The 19,619-nt window shown below is 69.2% G+C and carries 18 protein-coding genes; 9 read left to right on the top strand and 9 right to left on the bottom strand.

Features of this window, described 5'->3' with window-relative positions; translation table 11 throughout:
- Positions 1–2: 2 nt before the first annotated feature.
- The 3 genes from Q9R02_RS06275 to Q9R02_RS06265 form a co-directional block, all read right to left on the bottom strand.
- A complete protein-coding gene (locus Q9R02_RS06275; protein WP_305995811.1) occupies positions 3–485 on the bottom strand; it encodes a cation:proton antiporter regulatory subunit in 483 nt (160 codons plus the stop codon).
- Between the two features lie 93 nt (positions 486–578).
- Entirely contained in the window at positions 579–1,502 is a 924-nt protein-coding gene (locus Q9R02_RS06270; protein ID WP_305995810.1) for a putative endonuclease domain-containing protein, read from the bottom strand.
- 133 nt (positions 1,503–1,635) lie between these two features.
- Positions 1,636–3,009, bottom strand: a complete 1,374-nt coding sequence (locus Q9R02_RS06265; protein ID WP_305995809.1) for an MFS transporter — start codon at positions 3,007–3,009, stop codon at positions 1,636–1,638.
- A gap of 149 nt (positions 3,010–3,158) precedes the next feature.
- Here Q9R02_RS06265 and Q9R02_RS06260 point away from each other — a divergent pair, with 149 nt between their 5' ends.
- Genes Q9R02_RS06260 through mnhG form a run of 6 tightly spaced genes read left to right on the top strand, consistent with a single transcriptional unit; the run spans position 3,159 to position 9,575 of the window.
- A complete protein-coding gene (locus tag Q9R02_RS06260; RefSeq protein WP_305995808.1) occupies positions 3,159–6,152 on the top strand; it encodes a Na+/H+ antiporter subunit A in 2,994 nt (997 codons plus the stop codon).
- 14 nt (positions 6,153–6,166) lie between these two features.
- On the top strand, positions 6,167–6,751 hold the full coding sequence (locus tag Q9R02_RS06255; RefSeq protein WP_305996082.1) for a Na(+)/H(+) antiporter subunit C: 585 nt from the start codon (positions 6,167–6,169) through the stop codon (positions 6,749–6,751).
- Positions 6,748–8,334 (top strand): Na+/H+ antiporter subunit D, encoded by a 1,587-nt coding sequence (locus tag Q9R02_RS06250; protein WP_305995807.1) that lies wholly within the window; start codon positions 6,748–6,750, stop codon positions 8,332–8,334. Before Q9R02_RS06255 ends, Q9R02_RS06250 begins: the two co-directional genes overlap by 4 nt.
- Positions 8,331–8,903 (top strand): Na+/H+ antiporter subunit E, encoded by a 573-nt coding sequence (locus Q9R02_RS06245; RefSeq protein WP_305995806.1) that lies wholly within the window; start codon positions 8,331–8,333, stop codon positions 8,901–8,903. The genes Q9R02_RS06250 and Q9R02_RS06245 overlap by 4 nt, the downstream gene beginning before the upstream one ends.
- Positions 8,900–9,208 carry an MrpF/PhaF family protein gene (locus tag Q9R02_RS06240; RefSeq protein ID WP_305995805.1) on the top strand — a complete coding sequence of 103 codons (309 nt, stop codon included), beginning with the start codon at positions 8,900–8,902 and terminating at the stop codon, positions 9,206–9,208. The genes Q9R02_RS06245 and Q9R02_RS06240 overlap by 4 nt, the downstream gene beginning before the upstream one ends.
- Positions 9,198–9,575 carry a monovalent cation/H(+) antiporter subunit G gene (gene mnhG, locus Q9R02_RS06235; protein ID WP_305995804.1) on the top strand — a complete coding sequence of 126 codons (378 nt, stop codon included), beginning with the start codon at positions 9,198–9,200 and terminating at the stop codon, positions 9,573–9,575. The genes Q9R02_RS06240 and mnhG overlap by 11 nt, the downstream gene beginning before the upstream one ends.
- 111 nt (positions 9,576–9,686) lie before the next feature.
- Here the strand turns inward: mnhG and Q9R02_RS06230 are convergent, their stop codons facing one another.
- Together Q9R02_RS06230 and Q9R02_RS06225 are read right to left on the bottom strand one after the other, a co-directional pair.
- A complete protein-coding gene (locus Q9R02_RS06230) occupies positions 9,687–9,821 on the bottom strand; it encodes a hypothetical protein (RefSeq protein WP_305995803.1) in 135 nt (44 codons plus the stop codon).
- Positions 9,818–10,426 carry a TetR/AcrR family transcriptional regulator gene (locus Q9R02_RS06225; RefSeq protein ID WP_305995802.1) on the bottom strand — a complete coding sequence of 203 codons (609 nt, stop codon included), beginning with the start codon at positions 10,424–10,426 and terminating at the stop codon, positions 9,818–9,820. Before Q9R02_RS06225 ends, Q9R02_RS06230 begins: the two co-directional genes overlap by 4 nt.
- Positions 10,427–10,517: 91 nt before the next feature.
- Here Q9R02_RS06225 and Q9R02_RS06220 point away from each other — a divergent pair, with 91 nt between their 5' ends.
- A complete protein-coding gene (locus Q9R02_RS06220; RefSeq protein WP_305995801.1) occupies positions 10,518–12,200 on the top strand; it encodes an amidohydrolase in 1,683 nt (560 codons plus the stop codon).
- Positions 12,201–12,225: 25 nt separating this feature from the next.
- On the opposite strand, the gene Q9R02_RS06215 is transcribed toward Q9R02_RS06220, so the two are convergent.
- From Q9R02_RS06215 to Q9R02_RS06205, 3 genes are all read right to left on the bottom strand, one after another.
- Positions 12,226–12,486, bottom strand: coding sequence for a DUF4235 domain-containing protein (locus tag Q9R02_RS06215; RefSeq protein ID WP_305995800.1), 261 nt, complete (start codon positions 12,484–12,486; stop codon positions 12,226–12,228).
- Between the two features lie 111 nt (positions 12,487–12,597).
- Positions 12,598–15,414 (bottom strand): MMPL family transporter, encoded by a 2,817-nt coding sequence (locus tag Q9R02_RS06210; RefSeq protein WP_305995799.1) that lies wholly within the window; start codon positions 15,412–15,414, stop codon positions 12,598–12,600.
- A 60-nt stretch (positions 15,415–15,474) separates the two neighbouring features.
- A complete protein-coding gene (locus Q9R02_RS06205) occupies positions 15,475–16,146 on the bottom strand; it encodes a TetR family transcriptional regulator (RefSeq protein ID WP_305995798.1) in 672 nt (223 codons plus the stop codon).
- 278 nt (positions 16,147–16,424) lie between these two features.
- Here Q9R02_RS06205 and Q9R02_RS06200 point away from each other — a divergent pair, with 278 nt between their 5' ends.
- Complete coding sequence (locus Q9R02_RS06200; RefSeq protein ID WP_305995797.1) at positions 16,425–16,703, top strand: YciI family protein; 279 nt, start codon at positions 16,425–16,427, stop codon at positions 16,701–16,703.
- Positions 16,704–16,884: 181 nt separating this feature from the next.
- Here Q9R02_RS06200 and Q9R02_RS06195 read toward each other — a convergent pair whose 3' ends face one another.
- On the bottom strand, positions 16,885–18,237 hold the full coding sequence (locus Q9R02_RS06195; protein WP_305995796.1) for an MFS transporter: 1,353 nt from the start codon (positions 18,235–18,237) through the stop codon (positions 16,885–16,887).
- Between the two features lie 366 nt (positions 18,238–18,603).
- On the opposite strand from Q9R02_RS06195, the gene Q9R02_RS06190 reads away from it, so the two are divergent.
- Positions 18,604–19,554 carry a hypothetical protein gene (locus Q9R02_RS06190; protein WP_305995795.1) on the top strand — a complete coding sequence of 317 codons (951 nt, stop codon included), beginning with the start codon at positions 18,604–18,606 and terminating at the stop codon, positions 19,552–19,554.
- The last annotated feature ends 65 nt before the right edge of the window (positions 19,555–19,619 follow it).

Raw genomic sequence — 19,619 nt, 5'->3', positions numbered from 1 at the left:
TCCTACCCCTTGCGGAGGATCTCGGCGGCCTTGTCCAGGCCTTCGAGAGTGCCCACCGCGACCAGGAGGTCACTGGCGTGGAGAACGACGTCGGGGCCCGGGGACGGGATCACCTCGCCTTCCCGCATGATCGCCACGATCGACACGCCGCTGCGCGTGCGGATCGACGCGGTGCCCATGGGGCGGTCGCGGAAGGGGGACTCGTGCAGGATGGAGAACTGGCGTGTCACGATGCCCGGGACGTCACGGTGCTCCTCCGTGAGCTGGTTGACGATCAGCTGGCCGCCCAGCAGCTGGGCCAGGGTGGTGGTCTCCTGGCTGGTCAGCGGGATGGAGGCCTGGCAGGTGTCCGGGTCGTCCCAGGTGGAGAGGATGAATTCCGTGGTGCCATCACGGTGGACCACCACGCCGATCCTGCGTCCGCTGGCGGTCATGAAGTCTTTCCGCACCCCGAGGCCGGGGAGTTCGGTTTCTTCCACGTGCATGACTCCAGCCTAGTCCTCTCCACCCGACGTTGAGTGCTCAGTTGTGGCGGCTTCGGCGCCCCACAAGTCGCCACTACTGAGCACTCAACCGGCTCATTCCGTCCATCCTGCGCGGAGGAGCGCCCGGCGGACCTTTGGCATCATGGAGGGCCACTTTCCCCGAAGGTCCCCAGCGCTCACACGGACCTCCTCCCAGCCGAGTTCCGCGGTAAGGGCTGCCCGTCGGATGTCCCTTTCGTACTGCTGCTCCTCGCCGTGGACCTTGCCGTCGTACTGGAGACTGATCCGGAACTCGGGGTAAGCGACGTCGGGCCATACGACAGGCCTGCTCCACTCCCCGTACAGGACGACGTTGAGCGTCGGTTCGGGCATCCCGTGATCCATGAGGACCCGGCGCATCTCGGTCTCTTTCGGCGAGTCCGCACCGACGCGAATCAGGTCCAGTGCAGCCAGTGCGTTGCGCTTGCCCTTCTTCTTCGGGTGAGCCATCGTGGTGCGGCGGAGCTGTTCCAGGGTGCAGATCGCTTCGCGCGGATGCGGATGGTCCGGGCCATGCTCGTTCACCAGATGGTCTCCGGCCGCCACGAGATCCCAGAGTGGCAGATGGTGCGCCAGATCCAGCCAGGTCCGGGCCGGCGACGTGATCCTTACGCCGTCGAGGTGCTCCACCTCGTCCGGCAGAAGCAGGGTTCGGTGCCCGACGACGCCGGCGCGGCGAGGGTGCGTTCCTCCCTTGGTGCGTGAGAGATGGATGGTGTCGTCCACCCAAGGGGGAAGCGAGATACCTCTCGCGCGTGCCGCTGTCAGCTCGGAGACGACCGAGGCGTCATCCAGCGCGGTGTAGCCCCGGAGGCGCTGAAGCAATGATGAATCGTCGCGCAGCGGCACGCGGATACCCCGTGACGGGGCGTCCAGGTCGCTCGCCCGCAGACGGCTCCGGGACAGGCCCGCGCCGTCCGCCTCGACGGTGGTGAAGGATCCGGACCGGAATTGTTCGGGCAGTCGGTGCGCTCTCATCCGGCCATGGGACCAGCTTGGGCGGTGCGAGATCCCTCGAGACTTCCGGCATGTGGAGAATCTGGCCCGGCACCCGTGTTGACTGCTCAGTTGTGGCGGGATTTGACCGCTTTAAGCCGCCACAACTGAGCACTCAACGGGAGGAAGACGGAGCCTTGACCGGGAGCAGGACCAGGAGGCCGGCCAGGAGCACCACCATGATGCCGAGGATGCCCCAGCGCTGTGCCTGCCCGGCCGGGACCAGCTGGGAGGCGATGGCGATCGAGATGCTGAAAAGCATCGGCGCCAGGAAGGAGACCGCCCGGCCGGTGGTGGCGTAGAGGCCGAAGAGCTCGCCGACCTCGCCGTCGGGTGCCAGGCGTCCCAGGAATGCCCGGGCGGAGGCCTGGGCCGGGCCGACGAACAGGCACAGGAGCAGGCCGAACACCCAGAACGTCAGGGTTCCGTGCCACTGCATGCCGCCCAGGGAATACGTCTCGTTGCCGAGCACCAGGATGGCGGTCCCGGCCACCAGGAGCCCCAGCAGGGACAGGACGATCACGCGCTTCGGCCCGATCCGGTCGTCCAGGAACCCGCCCAGGATCGCGCCAACGGCGGCGACCACGTTCCCGAAGACGGCGAAGAAGATGACCTCCTTGAGCTGGAACCCGAAGGTCCCGGCCGCGATCACGCCGCCGAAGGTGAACACCGCCGCCAGGCCGTCACGGAACACCGCACTGGCCAGCAGGAAATAAATGGTGTGCGGCGCCTTGCGATACAGGGCCTTGATCCGCCGGAACAGCAGGACGTAGGACTGCAGGAAGCCGATCCGGGCCTCCGCCGGCACCTTGGGCGGCTCGGGGATCCGGAAGAACACGGGCAGTGCGAACAGCCCGAACCACACGGCGGAGAACAGGGCCACGAGCCGGATGTTGAGCGAATCGTCCGTGCTGGCGCCGAACCAGTGGAAGGCCGGCTGGATGAAGAGCTGCAGCACCAGCAGCAGCGCCACGATCCCGCCCACGTAGCCCGCCGCCCAGCCGATCCCTGACACGCGGCCGATGGTGGCCGGCGTCGAGATCTGCGTGAGCATGGCGTTGTAGTTCACGCCCGCCAGCTCGAAGAACACGTGCCCCACGCTCATGAGGATGACGCCGAACAGCAGGTACTCCGGCTGGGGCCGGACGAAGAAGCAGAGCGCCATGAGCAGCACCACCACCCCGCTGTAGACACCCAGCCAGAGCTTCCTCCGCCCTCCGGCGTCGGCCCTCTGACCTGTGACGGGCGCCAGCAGGGCGATGGCGAGCCCGGCGAAGCCGAAGCCGGCGGACAGCACGCCGGAGGCGTGGTCCTGCCCGCCGAACGCTGAGGACGTCAGGTAGACCGTGAAGACGAAGGTGGTCATCACGGCGTTGAAGGAGGCGGAGCCCCAGTCCCACGAGGCCCAGGCCAGCACCATGCTGCGCTGCCTGCGGGGTTCCAGGACGGCGGTGTCGCTCAGGGCGGGCGGGAGGGCATCGGCGCTCATAGGACGAATGGTAGCGGTCCATCGGGTCGGAAAGGCGACGAAATCATTTCGAAACCATCCACTTGATAAAATGGAAAGACACCTGTTCAAGGAATCATTCCGGACGACAGGACTGCCCGCGGCCGGCGACACCGGAAGGTGAAGACCACGTGATTCTTGTCCTCTGTTCCCTCTTCGCGGTCGCCGCATTGGCGCCCGTCTTCTTCGCAGGGATGGGCAGGAACGCGTTTTACGTGCTGGCCGCCGCACCGGCCGCCGCGTTCGTGTGGCTGATCTTCCAGTACCCCGCCGCCTACGGCCAGGGCCTGACGGAACATGTGGACTGGATCCCGGAGCTCCAGTTGGATCTGACGTTCCGGATGGACCCGCTCTCCTGGGTCATGTGCCTGCTGGTCTTAGGTGTCGGTGCGCTGGTCCTGGCCTACTGCGCCCGGTATTTCAAGGACAAGGACGCGAACCTGGGGAGCTTCGGCGCCCAGCTGCTGGCCTTCGCGGGCGCCATGTTCGGCCTGGTCACCGCGGACGACCTCATCCTGATGTTCGTCTTCTGGGAACTGACCACCATCCTGTCCTACCTGCTCATCGGCTACGCGCGCGCCAGGATCTCCGCCCGCCGCTCGGCCCTCACGGCGCTGATCGTGACCACGGCCGGCGGCCTGACCATGCTGATCGGGCTCATCATGCTCGCCCAGCTCACGGGCACCAGCCGCGTCTCCGGCCTCCTCGAGCGGGCGCCGGCTTTGCTGGCCGCACACGACGGCGCCGCGATGGCGGCGCTGAATGTCGCCGTCGTGCTGGTGCTGGTGGGGGCCATCACCAAGAGCGCGCTGGTCCCCTTCCACTTCTGGCTGCCGGGCGCGATGGCCGCGCCCACCCCCGTGAGCGCGTATCTGCACGCCGCCGCGATGGTGAAGGCGGGCATCTACCTGGTGGCGCGCCTGGCTCCCGGGCTGTCCGGCGCGGACAGCTGGCTGCCGGTGATCCTGACGCTCGGCCTGGCGACCATGCTGGTGGGCGGCTACCGCGCCCTGCGGCAGAAGGACATCAAGCTCATCCTGGCGTTCGGCACCGTGTCCCAGCTGGGCTTCCTGACCATGGTGGTGGGCCTGGGAACGCCGGAGGCGGCACTCGCAGGGCTGGGGCTCCTGCTCGCCCACGGCCTGTTCAAGGCGGCGTTGTTCCTGGTGGTGGGCATCATCGACCATCAGACCGGAACGCGCGACGTCGGCAAGCTCTCCGGCGTCTTCCGCTCCTCCCGGGCGCTGGGCGTGGTGGCCGTGGTCGCCGCGGCGTCCATGGCGGGCATCCCGCCGCTGGCGGGGTTCGTGGCGAAGGAGAGCGTGTTCACGGCGTTCGTGGAGTGGGCCGGAGAAGCCGGCCATGCGCCGTGGGGGCCGGTGGTCCTGGCGGGCATGGTGCTCGGATCCATACTCACGTTCGCATATTCCGCGCGGTTCATATGGGGCGCGTTCGCCATGAAACCGGGCGTTCCGCCCACCCCGTTCAAGCCGATCCGCTTCTCCTTCCTGGCCGCACCCGCCCTTCTGGCCGTTCTCAGCGTGGTCTACGGCGTCTGGCCGGCACCGGTGGATTCCTGGATCCAGCCGTACGCCGCGCTCTTCGCAGCGGGCGCGCCGGGTGACGCCGGTGGTCACGGGGGAACCTCCGCCGGCCACCTGGAACTCTGGCACGGCGTCACGCCGGCCCTGGGCCTGACCGCCGTGACCTTCCTGGTGGGTTCATTGCTGGTCTGGGGCCGGGACGCGGTGAGCCGGTTCCAGTCGTCACTGCCGAAAATCCCGGAGGCGGACAAGGCCTACCAGAACGTCATCGGCGCCCTGGACGATGTGGCCGTCTGGGTCACGGGCCGCACGCAGCGCGGTTCCCTGTTCTTCTACCTCGTGGTGATCCTCGCCGTCGCCGTGGCCGTACCCGTTGGGGTGCTGCTCTGGAACGGGAAGCCCATCCCGTCAAAGCTCTATTGGATCGACCCGGGCTCGCCGCTGCAGTGGCTGATCGGCCTCGGCATCGTGGTGGGCGCGTTCGGCGCGGTCAAGGCCAACAAGCGTTTCATGGCCGTCCTGTTCGTCTCCGTCACCGGCTACGGCATGGCCCTCATCTTCGCCCTGCAGAGCGCGCCGGACCTGGCCCTGACCCAGATGCTCGTGGAGACCGTGGCGCTGGTGGCGTTCGTGCTGGCCATGCGCCGCCTTCCCCCTGAACTGCGGGACCGCACGGGCGGCCGGTACCGGGTGATCCGCGTGGTCCTGGGCCTGGCGTTCGGCGCGGCCATGGTGGTGTTCGCGCTGTTCGCCGCGGACGCCCGCGTGGCCACTCCCATCTCCCTGGACTTCCCCAAGCTCGCCTACGAGCAGGGCGGCGGCCTGAACGTGGTCAACGTGACCCTGGTGGATCTGCGGGCCTGGGACACCTTCGGCGAGATCTCCGTGCTGGCCCTGGCCGCCACGGGCGTGGCCAGCCTCATCTTCGTCCGTTCGATCGGGCACAGCCTGGGCCGCAGCGCCGGGGTGGAGACCGGCAGTGTGGGCCGTGTGGCCAAGCAGCCGACGGGTTCACTGGCCGCCGCGGCACTGGCCACGGCCCGCCGCTTCGGCGCCTCGCCGAGCACGGTGGGTGGCGTGCGGCGGAACCCGTGGCTCGTGGCCGGCCGCACCTTGGCGCCCGAGCGCCGTTCCATCCTCTTCGAGGTGGTCACGCGGCTGATCTTCCACACCATGGTGGTGTTCTCCGTGTACCTGCTCTTCGCCGGCCACAATCTGCCCGGCGGCGGCTTCGCGGGCGGCCTCATGGCGGGCATGGCGCTGACCATCCGGTACCTGGCCGGTGGCCGCTTCGAGCTCGCGGAGGCGCTGCGGATGAGCCCCGGCCTGGTCCTGGGCCTCGGCCTGGCCCTCGCCGCCGTCTCCGGACTGGCGCCGTTCCTGCTGGGCGGGAACGTGTTCCAAGCGGCCATCCTGCACTTCACCCTGCCGGTGTTCGGCGACGTGAAGTTCGTGACCAGCACTTTCTTCGACATAGGGGTCTACCTGGTGGTGATCGGCCTGGTCCTGGACGTGCTCCGCGGTTTCGGGGCCCAGATCGATGTGGAACTCGAGGAGGAAAGCGAGGTGGCCGCACGATGAGCGCTGAGACGGGCCTGAGTGCCAATATGACCCTCCTGCTGATCATGGGCGTGCTCTACGCCTGTGGGATCTACCTCCTGCTGGAACGCAGCCTCACCCGCGTCACCCTGGGGCTCATGCTCCTGGCCAACGCCACCAACCTCCTGATCCTGGTCACGGGCGGCTACGCCGGGCTCGCCCCGCTCTTCACCAAGGGCACGGACCCCAAGGACTACAACGACCCCCTCCCGCAGGCCCTGATCCTGACCTCGATCGTCATCAGTTTCGCGGTCACGGCGTTCATGCTCGGCATCATCTACCGCACCTGGATCCTGGGCCGCCAGGACGTCATCGCGGACGACACGGAAGACCGGAAAGTGGCCAACACCCCCAGCTTCGACGCCGAGGATGACGCCCCCATCCCGGACGAGACCACCGAGTTCCCGCTCGGCAGCGGCGCGGATGGCCGCGGTGACGCGCACGACGGCGGCATGGCCGACGACGGCGCCGCGGCGGCCGCCGTCGTGCCCTCCAGCGACGCAGTGCCCTCCAAGGGGGCGGGCGGCGTCGTCGCGCCCCCTGAGGGCGGAAGCCGCGGCGTGGACGGGGGCCGGGCATGAACCTCGCGCACCTCGCCCCGCTGGCCGTCCTGTTGCCCATCCTGGGCGCGGCGCTGGCGTTCACCCTCATCCGGCACCCGCGGGCGCAGCGCGCGGTGAGCGTGACCGTGCTGTCCCTGACGCTGACGCTGGAATCGCTCCTCCTGGCCTCCAGCTGGGACGGCGGCACCACCGCCGTCCGGCTGGGCGCCTGGTTCCCGCCGTTCGGGATCGTCATGGTGGTGGACGCGTTCTCCTCGCTCATGCTGGTGGTGTCATCCGCCGTGAGCCTGTGCGTGCTGATCTACGCCTCGGCCCAGGGTGCCAGCGAGTCCGGCTATGACGGCCCGGTCTCGATCTTCCATCCGAGCTATCTCATCCTGATCGCGGGCGTCTCCAACGCGTTCCTCTCCGGCGACCTCTTCAACCTGTACGTGGGTTTCGAGATCCTGCTGACCGCCAGCTATGTCCTCATGACGCTCGGCGGCACTGAGCAGCGCATCCGGGCCGGCGTGACGTACGTGGTGGTGTCCGTGGTGTCCTCGTTGCTGTTCCTGATCGCCATCGCCATGATCTACGCCTCCACGGGCACCGTGAACATGGCCGATCTGGCCGGGAAGCTGGCCCAGCTGGACCCCGGTATCCAGACGCTTCTGCACGTCATGCTGCTGGTGGCGTTCGGCATCAAGGCCGCCGTGTTCCCGCTGTCCTTCTGGCTGCCGGACTCCTACCCGACCGCACCCGCGCCCGTCACCGCCGTGTTCGCGGGCCTGCTGACCAAGGTGGGCGTGTACGCGATGGTCCGGACGGAGACCCTCCTGTTCCCCGGTGACACCCTGAACCAGCCGCTCATGATCGTGGCGCTGCTGACCATGGTGGTGGGCATCCTCGGCGCCGTCGCCCAGAACGACATCAAGCGTCTGCTCTCCTTCACCCTGGTCAGCCACATCGGCTACATGGTGTTCGGGCTGGCGCTCGGCTCCGCGGCCGGGCTCGGGGCGGCCGTGTTCTACGTGGCGCACCACATCACCATCCAGACCTCGTTGTTCCTGGTGGCGGGCCTGATAGAACTGCGGGCCGGAAGCTCCTCGCTGGACCGTCTGGGCGGGCTGGGCAAGCTCTCGCCGCTCCTGGCGGTGCTGTTCTTCGTGCCCGCCATGAACCTGGCCGGCATCCCGCCGTTCTCCGGCTTCCTGGGCAAGCTGGGCCTCCTGCAGGCCGGTGTGGCCCAGGGGACCGGGCTGGCGATGGTGCTGGTGGTGGGCGGCGTCCTCGCCTCCCTGCTGACGCTGCTGGCGATCGCCCGTGTGTGGAACCGGGCCTTCTGGCGCACCACGGACGACGCCGAGGACCCGGCCCCGGAGCTCCTCGCCACGGGTGCGGCAGCGCGCCGCCTCATGCCGCGCGGCATGGTGGCGCCGACAGCGGCCCTGGTGGTCTTCGGCGTCGCGCTCACCGTGTTCGCGGGGCCGCTGTTCGGCGTCGCCGACCGCTCGGCCGCGCAGATGCTCAACCGGGACGCGTACATCCACGCCGTGCTGGGCCAGCAGGCGGTGGTGCCGGCAGTTCCTGGAGCGCCGGCCGCTGAAGGAGGTGCCCGATGAGCCCGCACCGCCGCAAGATCCGCCTCCTGCAGGAGATCCCGCTCCTCATCTGGCTGGTGCTGGTGTGGGCCGTGCTGTGGCAGGACTTCAGCCCGGGGACGCTGCTTTTCGGGGCGCTCCTGGCGCTCGCCGTGACGCGCGTGTTCTATCTGCCGCCCGTGCAGCTGTCCGGCAGATTCAACGTGCCTCGCGCGGCGCTGTTCACGCTGGAGGTCCTGAGCCGGACGGCGTGGGCATCGTTGCAGGTCACCTGGGTGGCGCTGGTTCAGGGGCCGAAGGTGCGCAATGCCGTGTTGCGTGTTCCGCTGCGCAGCCATTCGGACCTGATCCTCACGGCCGTGGGGCACGTCAGCTCCTGGATCCCCGGGTCCATGGTGGTGGACGTGGACCGTTCCACCTCCACCCTCTACCTGCACGCGCTCAATGTGCACACGCCCCAGGACGCTGCGAAGGTCAGGGCCGATGTGCGGCGGATCGAGGCCAAGCTCATCCTGATCATGGGGTCCAAGGCCGAAGTGCTGCGGCTCAAGGCGGAGAAGGCGGAACAGGCCGGGAAGGTGCAGGCATGATCAACCCCGTGTTCGTGACCGTGGCGGAGGTGGCACTGGGCCTGGCCGCCGCGGCCGCCATCTACCGGATCGCCAAGGGGCCGTCCCTCCTGGACCGCATGCTGGCTTCCGATGTGCTGCTGAGCATCGTGGTGACGGCACTGCTCCTGGACATGGCGGTCAACAGGAACCTGAACAACCTGGTTCTGGTGATCTCGCTGGCCGTGGTGGGTTTCATCGGGTCCGTGACCGTGGCGCGGTTCGTGCAGGACCGGAGTGTGCCGGACGACGGCACCGGGCGGAGGGAGACTGAGGATGACCGCTGAGAACTGGGATTCCGTGGTGGACGTGGCCAGTGGGATCCTCCTGGCCGCGGGCGCCCTGCTGAGCCTGGGCGCCGCGATCGGCATGGTGCGGTTCCCGGACCTCATGAGCCGCATGCACGCCGCCTCCAAGCCGCAGGTCCTGGGCATGTTCCTGGTCCTGGTGGCGCTTGGGCTGCAGCTGCGCACCTGGGTGGTGTGGCCGGTACTGCTGCTGGCCTGGCTGTTCCAGCTGCTCACCGTGCCCATCTCCGCGCACATGATCAGCCGCGCCGGCTACCGCACCAAGCACCGGCACCCGGAGCTGCTCAGCGAAGACGAGCTGGCCGCCGTCGTCGCCAAGGCCGGTGAGAAGAAGACGGCGGAGTAGGCCTCTCCCACGCCCCCGCGAAACGCCATTTAATCGCAGTGTTTGGCGCAAACACTGCGATTAAGTGCCGTCTCGCGAAAGGGAGCGGGGCGGGGCGCCGAGGTGACGGTGTCAGAGCACCGAGTCCGCGTCGCGGTCGTCCCGGCGGGCCTGCTTGATCCCGTCGCGGACGCCCGCCCTGATGGTGAAGTACAGGAGATACAGGAAGATCGCCCCGAAGACGACCGTCAGCACGAGTTCGTTCATTCCAGCATCCTAGGCGCCGCGCCCAGGGCGGCCGCGGCGTCGCGCATGGCCTGTTCCGCCGACGCCACGGTGATGAGGCTGTTCCCGGCGGTGATGTGCAGGCCGTACGCGTCCTCGAGTGCCACGAGGTTCATGGCGAGCGTGTCCGCCGGCAGCCGCAGCGTGAAGTCACCGCTGGCGATGCCGCGTTCCAGGATACCGCGGTAGGTGGCGAGCTGCCGGAGGTACATGCCCTCCACCAGCTCGTGGTGGAGGGACGAATTGCCGGCCAGCACGTCGAATTCGTAGAGCAGGCGCATCAGGGCGTCGTCCGGGCCGCTCGGCAGGCCGCGGCGGATGGCCTCCGCGAGCTGCCAGGCCGGGTCCGGAACGGTGGCGACGGCGTCGTCTCTCGCGTCGCAGAAGCGCGCGACGCCGGCGCGGTGCGCCTCCACCAGCAGCTCATCCAGGTCTTCGTAGTAGTAGAGGACGGCGCCCCTGGTCAGCCCGGCTTTCGCCGCGACGTCGGTCATCGAGATGGAGCGCAGACCGCGCTCCGAGGCCGCGTCCAGGGCGGCCGCCACGAGCTTTTCGCGTCGCGCTGTCTGGGTGCTGGGCCGGGCCATGCCTTGACGTTAGCAGAGCGGTGATGTTCCACTGGAGGAGTTCTTTGACAATAGCGTCAAAAAACTCCTTCGACCTCCTGACGGGACTCCCATGCTCGACCTGCTCCTCACCCGTGCCACCGTCCGCACCTTCGACCCCGCCCAGCCCTGGGCCGAGGCCGTCGGGGTCACGGACGGCCGGATCAGCTACGTCGGCAGCGCCGCTGACGCCCCTGCCGCCCGGCACACCAGAGACCTCGACGGCGCGCTGCTCACCCCCGGCGTCATCGACTCGCACAACCACCTCCTGCTCGGTTTCGACGCTGATGCCGTGAGCCTCGAAGGTGCCGAGACGCTCGAAGAAGTCCGCCGCCGCATCAAGGAACTGGCCGACCGCCGCCCCGAACTGGACTGGATCTGCGCAGAGAACGCGGTCTACTCCGTGGTCTCTGGTCGCCGCCCGAACGCCCGGGATCTGGCCGGGCTGACGGACCGCCCGGTGTTCGTCACCACCTACGACCAGCACTCCGTCTGGCTCAACGAGGCGGCACTGCGCGTGCTGGGCATCGGCGATGGCGGGGACATCCCCTGGGGCAATCCAGAGCGTGACGCCGACGGCCGTCCCACCGGTTGGGTCACCGACTTCTACACGAGCGCCATGACCACGGCCGGCCTGGCCGGGCTGCAGCGGGACATCCCCATGTACTCCCCGGACCGCCGCTACCGGAAGTTCCTCTCCAGCCTGGAAATGGCCACCGCCACCGGCATCACCACCGTGGTGGAGCCGCAGGTCCCGCTCGCCGAGGTGCCCCTCCTGGACCGCGCCATCCGCGAGGGCAAGCTGTCCTCCCGCGTGATCGCGGCGCTCTTCCACCCCGTCGACGCCGATGACGCCTTCCGCCGTGAGCTCCGCGACGCCGTGGATCACGGGCCGTCCCATGACCGCCTTCGCCTGGGCCCCATCAAGCTCTACGCGGACGACGTGATCGAGCCCCACACCGCCTGGATGCTGGACGACTACGCCAACCGCCCCGGTCATCGCGGCCACCCCTCGGCGGCCCTCGGCGAGCTGACCAGGATCGTCACCGAGCTGGACCGGCTCGGCTTCCAGACCCACACGCATGCGACCGGCGACGGTGGAATCCGCCTGGCGCTCGACGCGATCGAGCACGCCGCACGCGCCAACGGGACGAGCGACCGCCGGCACGGGATCGTACACGTCGAATGCCTGGACCCGGCCGATCTGCCGCGCTTCCGGGAGCTCGGCGTCACGGCGGCCATGCAGCCGCGGCACTGCTCGCCGGACCTGGTGGCGGGCACCTGGATGGAGAACGTGGGCGAGCAGCGCTGGGACCGCGCCTGGCGGTTCCGTTCCCTCGTGGAATCCGGCGCCCACGTGGCACTGTCCAGCGACTGGCAGGTGGGGGAGATGGACCCGCTGGTGGGCTTCTACTCGGCGCTGACCCGGGCCGGCCTGGACGGTTCGGACGCCTGGACCCCGGCGGAGCGTCTCACCCTGGACCAGGCCCTGCGGGGCTACACCGCCGAGGGCGCCTGGGCGTGGCACTCGGAGAACGAGCTCGGCGTCATCAAGGCCGGTGCGCAGGCGGACCTGGTGGCCTGGAGCTCCAACCTTTACGAACACGAGCAGGACCCGGCCGCCCTCCTGGAGCAGCGTGCGGACCTCACCCTGGTGGGCGGCGAGGTGGTCCATGACGCCTCCGTCGACGCCGCTCCGGTCCCGGTCTACGGCGGCCAGCAGCACTGCTCAGCGCACGGAGACGGGGCGCACTAAACCAGGGGGGCGGGCGAAGGTGCGGCTAGACCATGTCCCGGGTCTTGTTGAACTTGGCGATCGCCCGCTGGGTGCCGCGGCTGGTGAGCACCTGGATGGCCGCGCTGACCGTGGCCGAGATGATCGCGAAGGCGAGGGCGCCGCGCAGGCTGGCCTCGGCGTCGTCGCCCTTCTGCGGAGGCTTGTTGCCCGTGGCCTTCTCCCAGCCGGCGTTCACCAGCTTGGAACCGAGGAGGCCCGCGCCGATGCTGACGGCCGTGCCGAGCAATTTGAACAGAAGCTGCATGCTGTCTCCTCAGGGAGTGGCTGACGTTCCTGCCCCAGCCTACAAGGCGCGGGGCATCGCTCCGTCAAAACCGTGGGGCCCCGCCGCATCCGGCAGGGCCCCACGGGATCGTCAGCGTCCGGCGCCGACGGAGTCCGATTCCTCGTCCTCCTCGGACGGCTCCGGGGCGGACACCACCGGGATCATGCCGGTCTCGATCAGGCGCTCCCGCTGCCGGGCCTCGCGCCGGCCGCCCGGCATGGGCGAACCGAGCTCCGTGGGGGTGGCGTCGGGCGCCTGGATGAGCGCGTGGGAACCGGTCAGCGCCGCAGGTTCCTCCGGCTCCTCCACGGCGGCGCGCTTGCCGCCGGCGGACGGCGCGTCGTCCTCCCCGGAGTCCACGACGACGCCGGCGCCGGCCTCGGCGGCCACCGCCACGACGGCCGCCTGGTTCAGGCGAGCGCCCTCCACATCGACGTCGGGCAGGATCCGCTCCAGCCAGCCCGGAAGCCACCAGGCGCGCGCGCCGAGCAGCCGCATGGCGGCCGGGACCAGGGTCATGCGGACCACGAACGCGTCCAGCAGCACACCGAACGCCAGGGAGAAGCCGAGCGGCCGGACCATGGTCAGGTGGTTGAAGATGAAGCCCGCGAACACGCTGGTCATGATGATCGCGGCGGCGGTGACCACCACTGCGGCGTGCCGGAAGCCGATCCGCACGGCGTTCTTCGCCTCGGCGCCGTGGGCGTACGCCTCCCGCATGCCGGAGCCGATGAACACCTGGTAGTCCATGGCCAGGCCGAACAGCACGCCGATCAGGATGATGGGGAGCATGCTCAGCACCGGTCCCGGGTGGCTGACGTCGAACACGGCGCCCAGCCAGCCCCACTGGTACACGGCCACCACGGCGCCGAAGGACGCGGCCAGCGAGAGCAGGAAGCCCAGCGTTGCCAGGACCGGCACCCAGACGGACCGGAACACCAGGAGCAGCAGGATCAGGGACAGCCCCACCACGATCGCCAGGTACACCGGCATGGCCTCGACGAGCTTGTTGGACACGTCGATGTTGGCCGTGGTCTGCCCGGTCAGGCCGATGGTGACGCCCAGGTCCTTCTGGATCTGCGCGCCCTCGGCCCGCAGGTCCGAGACCACCTTGACGGTGTCCGGATCGGCCGGGCCCTTGGACGGGATGACCTGGAACAGGGCGGTCTGGTGGTCGTCGCTGAGCAGGGCCGGCACGGCCGCCACCACGCCGGGCACGGAGCGGAGCTTGTCCGCCACGTCAAGCTGCTTGAGGGCGGCGTCCTGGTCGCTCAGCCCGGCCGGGAACTCGCCCACCACCACGATCGGCCCGTTCATGCCGTCGCCGAACGACTGGCCGATCGCGGCGTACGCCTTGTACGCGGCGGAGTCGGCGGGCTCGGAGCCACCGTCGGGCAGTGCCAGGTGGAGGTCCTTCGCGGGCAGCGCCACGGTGCCGAGCACGACGACGGCCAGCAGCACGGCCAGCCACGGCCACTTGGTGACCCACGCGCCCCAGCCGCGGCCGGCGGCGTCGTTCTCTTTCAGGGTGTGGGCGTCCGGGTCCGCCTCCGAGGCGGCGGCGCGCGCCCAGGCGCGCTTGGTGGCGACCCGGCGGCCGAGGAAGCCCAGCATGGCGGGCGTCAGGGTCAGGGACACCAGGACCGCGACGGCCACGGTGGCCGCGGCGGCCAGGCCCATCAGCGTCAGGAACGGCAGCCCCGGGACGGCCAGGGCCGCGAGGGTGATGACCACGGTGACGCCGGCGAAGAACACGGCGTTGCCGCTGGTGCCCGTGGCGCGGCCGATGGACTCCTCCAGTTCCATGCCGGCCAGCAGCTGGCCGCGGTGCCGGTTGACGATGAACAGGGAGTAGTCGATGCCCACGGCCAGGCCGAGCATGAGGGCCAGGATGGGGGTCATGCTGTTCATCTGGATGGCGCCGGAGAGGGCGAAGGTGCCGCCCACGCCCACGCCCACACCCGCGATGGCCATGAGGAGCGGGAGGCCGGCCGCCACGAGGGTGCCGAGCATGATGATCAGGACCAGGACGGCCACGCACAGGCCGATGATCTCGCCGGGGCCGGCCAGGCTGCCGAGGTCCTCGGAGAGTTCCTTGCTGGGGTAGACGTTCAGGCCCTTGGACTGGGTGGCCTCCAGGGTGCTGACCACCTGGTCGCGGTCCTCCGTGGAGAGCGCGGAGAGGGCGACCTTGAAGGACACCTGGGCCACGGCCGTGGCGCCGTCCTTGGAGACGAAGCGGATGCCCTGCGCCGCGGACGCCTTGCGCTGGGCCACGTCCAGTTCGGCCTGGTGGGAGGCCAGTTCCTTGCCGGCGGCGTCGGCCTTGGCCCGGCCGTCGTCGTACGCCTTCTGCGCCGCGGCGATCTGCGCGGCCGCGGCGGCGGCCTGAGCGGCCGGGATGTTCGCGCCCGAGGCCTGCGCGGCGGCCTGCTGCTGCTTCGCCGTGTCCAGCTGCTTCTTGGCGTCATCCAGCTGGGCGTTGGTGGCGTCCAGCTGCGCCTTGCCCGCGTCGAGCTGCTTCTTGGCGTCGGCGAGCTTGCCGGGGCCGGCGTCCACCTGGGCCTGGGTGGCGAACGGGTCCACGCTGGACTGCACCTGGTTCTTGCCGTTGAGACCGGTCAGGGCGTCCTCGACGGCCTTCTTCTGGTCATCCGTGAACGCCTTGCCGTCCGAGGTCTGGAAGACGACGGAGCCCGTGCCGCCCGACGCCTCGGGCAGGGCGTCCTTGAGGTGGTCCAGGACGCGCTGGGTCTCGGTGCCGGGGATCTTGAAGTCGTTGGTGAGCTTGCCGTGGAAGGCCAGAGCGGAGCCGCCCACGGCCAGCAAGGCGACAAGCCAGAACGAAAGGACCCACCAGCGGTGCCGGTAGGAGAACTTGCCGAGCCTGTAGAGCAGGAGTGCCATGGTCTGATGCCTTTGTCGATGCCGTTGGTGCCGGTGGGCAGGATGGGTGGTCAGGGGTGCTCAGGCGAAGCCGTTGCGGAGGTGTTGCAGGGCCTGCGTGATGAGCCGTCTGAGGGCTGCGCTGTGGGCGTCGGTCACCTCACCGTTGCGGGGTGCCTCGTGCTCCAGCCAGAACTCCATGGCGGCTTTCCCGGCGCCGATGATGGCGCCCACCATGGTTCTGACGAAGAAGGGGTCCGCTTCGGTTCCCAGACGTTCGACGGCGGCCGCGCTGAGTTTGCCGGTGGCCTCGTCCCACGCCATGAGCTGCCAGCGCTGGACCTGGGGCTGGTTCTCCGTCAGGAGGCAGACGCGGGCCATCCGGGACAGGGCGCCCGGCTCCACGAGGGCCGTGACGGCGGCGATGGCGGAGTCCAGGACGCTTTCCTGGTGGGGGCGGTTCCGGAACTCCTCGATGGCGCCGTCCAGGAAGATCTGGACCGTGGCGGCCAGGGCGGCCTCCGGGCTGGGGAAGTAGTTGAAGAAGGTCCGGCGGGAGATGCCGGCGGCGTCCGCCAGGTCCTCCGCCGTGAATCCGCCGAGTCCGTGCTCGGAAAGCAGGTTCACGGCCGCCTCGATGATGGCGGCGCGCGTGGCCAGTTTGTTCAGCTCACGCCGGGAGGTCTTCTCTTCCCGGTCCTCCACGGGGGTCCCGGCGCGCACGAAGGCCGCGTCGGGGGTGGTGGAACTCATGGTTCCATGCTACGCGCCATGGTGCACGGAGTGCAATCTTGCATTGAGTGAAGAAAGTCTCAGAAAATGCTGAGAATGGGGCATGCGTGGCCGGCTCTTGACCGTCCCTGGAACCGGCCCTCCGGGCGCTCGCGGCTCTCGTGGCTCTGCCGGCCTTCGTGGCCCTGCTGAAACAGCGGGTTTCCGCTGAAACAGTGGTCTAAACCCACTGTTTCAGCGGAAACCCGCTGTTTCGGCAAGAGGGCGACGACGGCGGTGCCGGTTGGTACGATCCGCCCATGGAGATCGTCGTGCTGTACACCCTGCGCGAGGGCGCGGACCGGGCCCGTGTCCTGGACGTCTTCCCGCGGCACCAGGCCTACTACCGGGACTTCCAGGCCGCGGGCGGTGGGCTCATCGCGCTCGGGCCGTTCCTCACCCCGGACCGTGCCGGCGGATCCATGGGTGTCTTCACCACCCGGGAGGACGCGGAGCGGTTCATCGCGGGTGACCCGTTCGTCCTCGAGGGTCTGGCCTCTCCGCGCCTGCTGGAGTGGAACGCCGTCCGTTTCGATTGAGGCACCCGCTCGGCCCTGGTCCGGCGAAACAGCTGGTTTCCGCTGAAACAGTGGTTTAAACCCACTGTCTCAGCGGAAACCAGCTGTTTCAGCGGCGCAGCGGCGCGGCGGTGAACGCACAACGCCCCGGCTCCCCTGTGCGGGGGGCCGGGGTGCCGTGGCCGGGGCGGGCGAACCGGTGTCAGTGGACGTCGGCGGCCTCGAGGTCCTGGACCGGGGCGGCGGTCTGGTCCTTGCGGATGCAGAGCAGGACCAGGAGGACGGCCACGGCTTCCACGGCGGCGATCATGGCCAGGCCGCCCGTGTAGGCGCCGGTGGTGGACTTCAGGGTGCCCAGCAGCTGCGGGGCGAAGTAGCCGGCCAGGTTGGCCACGGAGTTGATGACGGCCACGCCGGCCACCAGGGCCGTGCCGCTCATGAACTTGGCGGGCAGGTTCCAGAACACCGGGATGGCTCCCATGGTGCCGGCGGCGGAGAGTGACAGCGCGGCGACCACGCCGAACAGGCTGTGCTGGCCCAGGAACACGGAGGCCAGCAGGAGGCCGAGAGCGCCCAGGCCGGCCGCGACGGCGGTGTGCCAGCGGGATTCACGCTTGCGGTCGGACAGCCAGCCGTTGCCGATCATGCCGAGCCAGCCGAACGCGTAGACCACGGACATGAGCCAGCCGAGCGTGGTGACGTCCTTGACGCCCACGGCCTGGACCAGGCTGGGGCCGTAGAAGGTCAGGGTGGCGTTGCCGGCCACGATGCAGAAGAAAGTGAGGATCAGGACCCAGGAGCTGGGCTTGCGCAGAGAGCTCCAGAACTTGTGCTCGCGGTGCCCCAGGACCTCGGCCTCCTGAGCGAGCTCGGCGGCGATGTGCTCCTTCTCCGTCTCGCTCAGCCACTTGGCCTGGGCGGGCTTGTTGGTCAGGACGAACACGGCGAGGATGCCGACGATCACGGAGGGGATGCCCTCCACGATGAACAGCCACTGCCAGTTGGCCAGGCCGCCCACATTGTTGAAGGCGTTCATGAGGAAACCGGCCAGCGGGCTTCCGATCATGAGGGACATGGCCGAGGCGGACATGAAGAACGCCATGGCCTTGCCGCGGCGGTGTGCGGGCAGCCAGTACGTGAGGAACAGGATGACGCCGGGCTGCAGGCCGGCCTCGAAGGCGCCCTGCAGGAAGCGCAGGACGTAGAACTGCCACGGGTCGTGAACAAAGGCCATGAGCACGGAGACCACGCCCCAGCCCAGGGCGATCCGCATGATGGTCTTCGGGGCGCCGATCTTCTGGAGCAGCAGATTACTGGGCACCTCGAAGAAGAAGTAGCCGAGGAAGAAGATTCCGGCGCCGGCCCCGTAGATGGCCTCGGACCAGTGCAGGTCATCGATCATGGTCAGTTTGGCGAAGCCGACGTTCACGCGGTCGATCCACGCCAGGAACCAGACGAGGGTCAGGAACGGGACCAGGCGGAAGATCACCTTGCGGAAGGTGCGGTCGCGTTCCTCGGGCCGGAACGCGGCGGCCGAGGGTTGTGGGGATTCCACGGAAGAGGACATGGTTGACTCCGGGTTGTGGCCCGGCATACCGGGCTGCTTCAGGGAAGTGAGAGGGGATTTCTCGAAAAGCCGCGGAACACTGTGCGCGGCTCGGAACCGGGTGGGTGACGCCTCAAGATCGTCGTGCTGCCAGCCGCCCGGGTCACGGTCCGAGAAATGAATATGCGAGGTGCTGAAACTGTAGGAAGTGACCTGGGGCACGGTCAAAGAATGGTGAACATAGCAACTGTAATAACCGACTGTTAATAATCGTTCTCATATGGGATCCCAAACCTGGAACTCCGGACGCGGCGCCTCCGGTCGTCGCGCAGACGTCGGCGGCCCGGGTTCGTCCTGTCGTTGTAGTTTTGTCTCATGACCGACGCCGCCGTGGAGCCACGGGTCCCGTTCTCCCGCCTGATGTCCGCGGCGCTGAAGACCCTGGCGATGGGGCTTCTCCTCACGGCTCCGCTGACGCTGTGCGCCATGGTCACGAGCCAGGTCCTGGCGGACGAGTTCTTCCGGACAGGACCGGCAGAGACCGTAGCGGCGGGAGTCCGTGCGCTGATGGGAATCTTCACGCTGCTTCTGCCCCCGGCCTCCCTGCTGTTCTTCATCGCAGCCGGGCTTGCGCGGAGACCGGATCGGGCGCGCTCGAAGGCCTCCCTTGCGAGCACCGCCGACGACGCCGCAGCCGACCACAGTGCCGCCGCCGACGACGCCGCAGCGGACCGTCCGCACGCGAGCGCAGGCCCCGGTCGCCCCACTGAACGGCGGGCCGGGATCCGGATGTCGGGCAGGGTGGCGATGTCCGGCGTCGTCGTGGCCTGCCTGGGCGGCCTGCTGACCGTGGCCGGACTGATCATCAGGAAGCCGGGCCGCGGCGCGGCCGCGCAGACGCTGACGTTCTCACCCGGCAAGGAGGCGTCCCTGCACGGGCAGTTCGTCTGGGGGCTGTCCCTGTCCGCCCTGGGTCTGTGCATCGTCCTGGCCGCGCTGACGGTGATGTCCGTTCTGGCGGCCAGACGGCTGAGGCGCTGGACCCGGGAGGACGCGGCCGCAGAGGCGCCGGGCATCACGGACCGGGAGGCGGCTTCGGCGTCGAAAGTGGTGTCCCGGATCCCGCTCATGGTCATGGTCCTGTGGCAGTGCCTGGGGGCGGTGGCTGTCGCCTGCGCGCTCGCGGCCGGGGACGGCGGCGACTCGGTGCCGCCCGGGCTCGTGATCGCCGTCTGGGGGACCGGCACGGTGGCCGTCATGGTGCTCGCCGGATTCCAGGAAGCCCGGTCCGCCCCGCTGCGGCAGCGAATCTCTTCCGGTTCCTGACTCGGCGCCCCGCGGCGCCCCAGCCCCGCCCCGCGGATTGTGACGCCCAGGCCCCGCCGCGGACC

It is taken from the genome of Arthrobacter horti (assembly GCF_030731045.1).
GTDB classification, from domain to species: Bacteria; Actinomycetota; Actinomycetes; order Actinomycetales; family Micrococcaceae; genus Arthrobacter_E; species Arthrobacter_E nanjingensis.
Note: the sequence above shows the minus strand (reverse complement) of the source record. Positions and strands in the feature narration are given on the sequence as shown.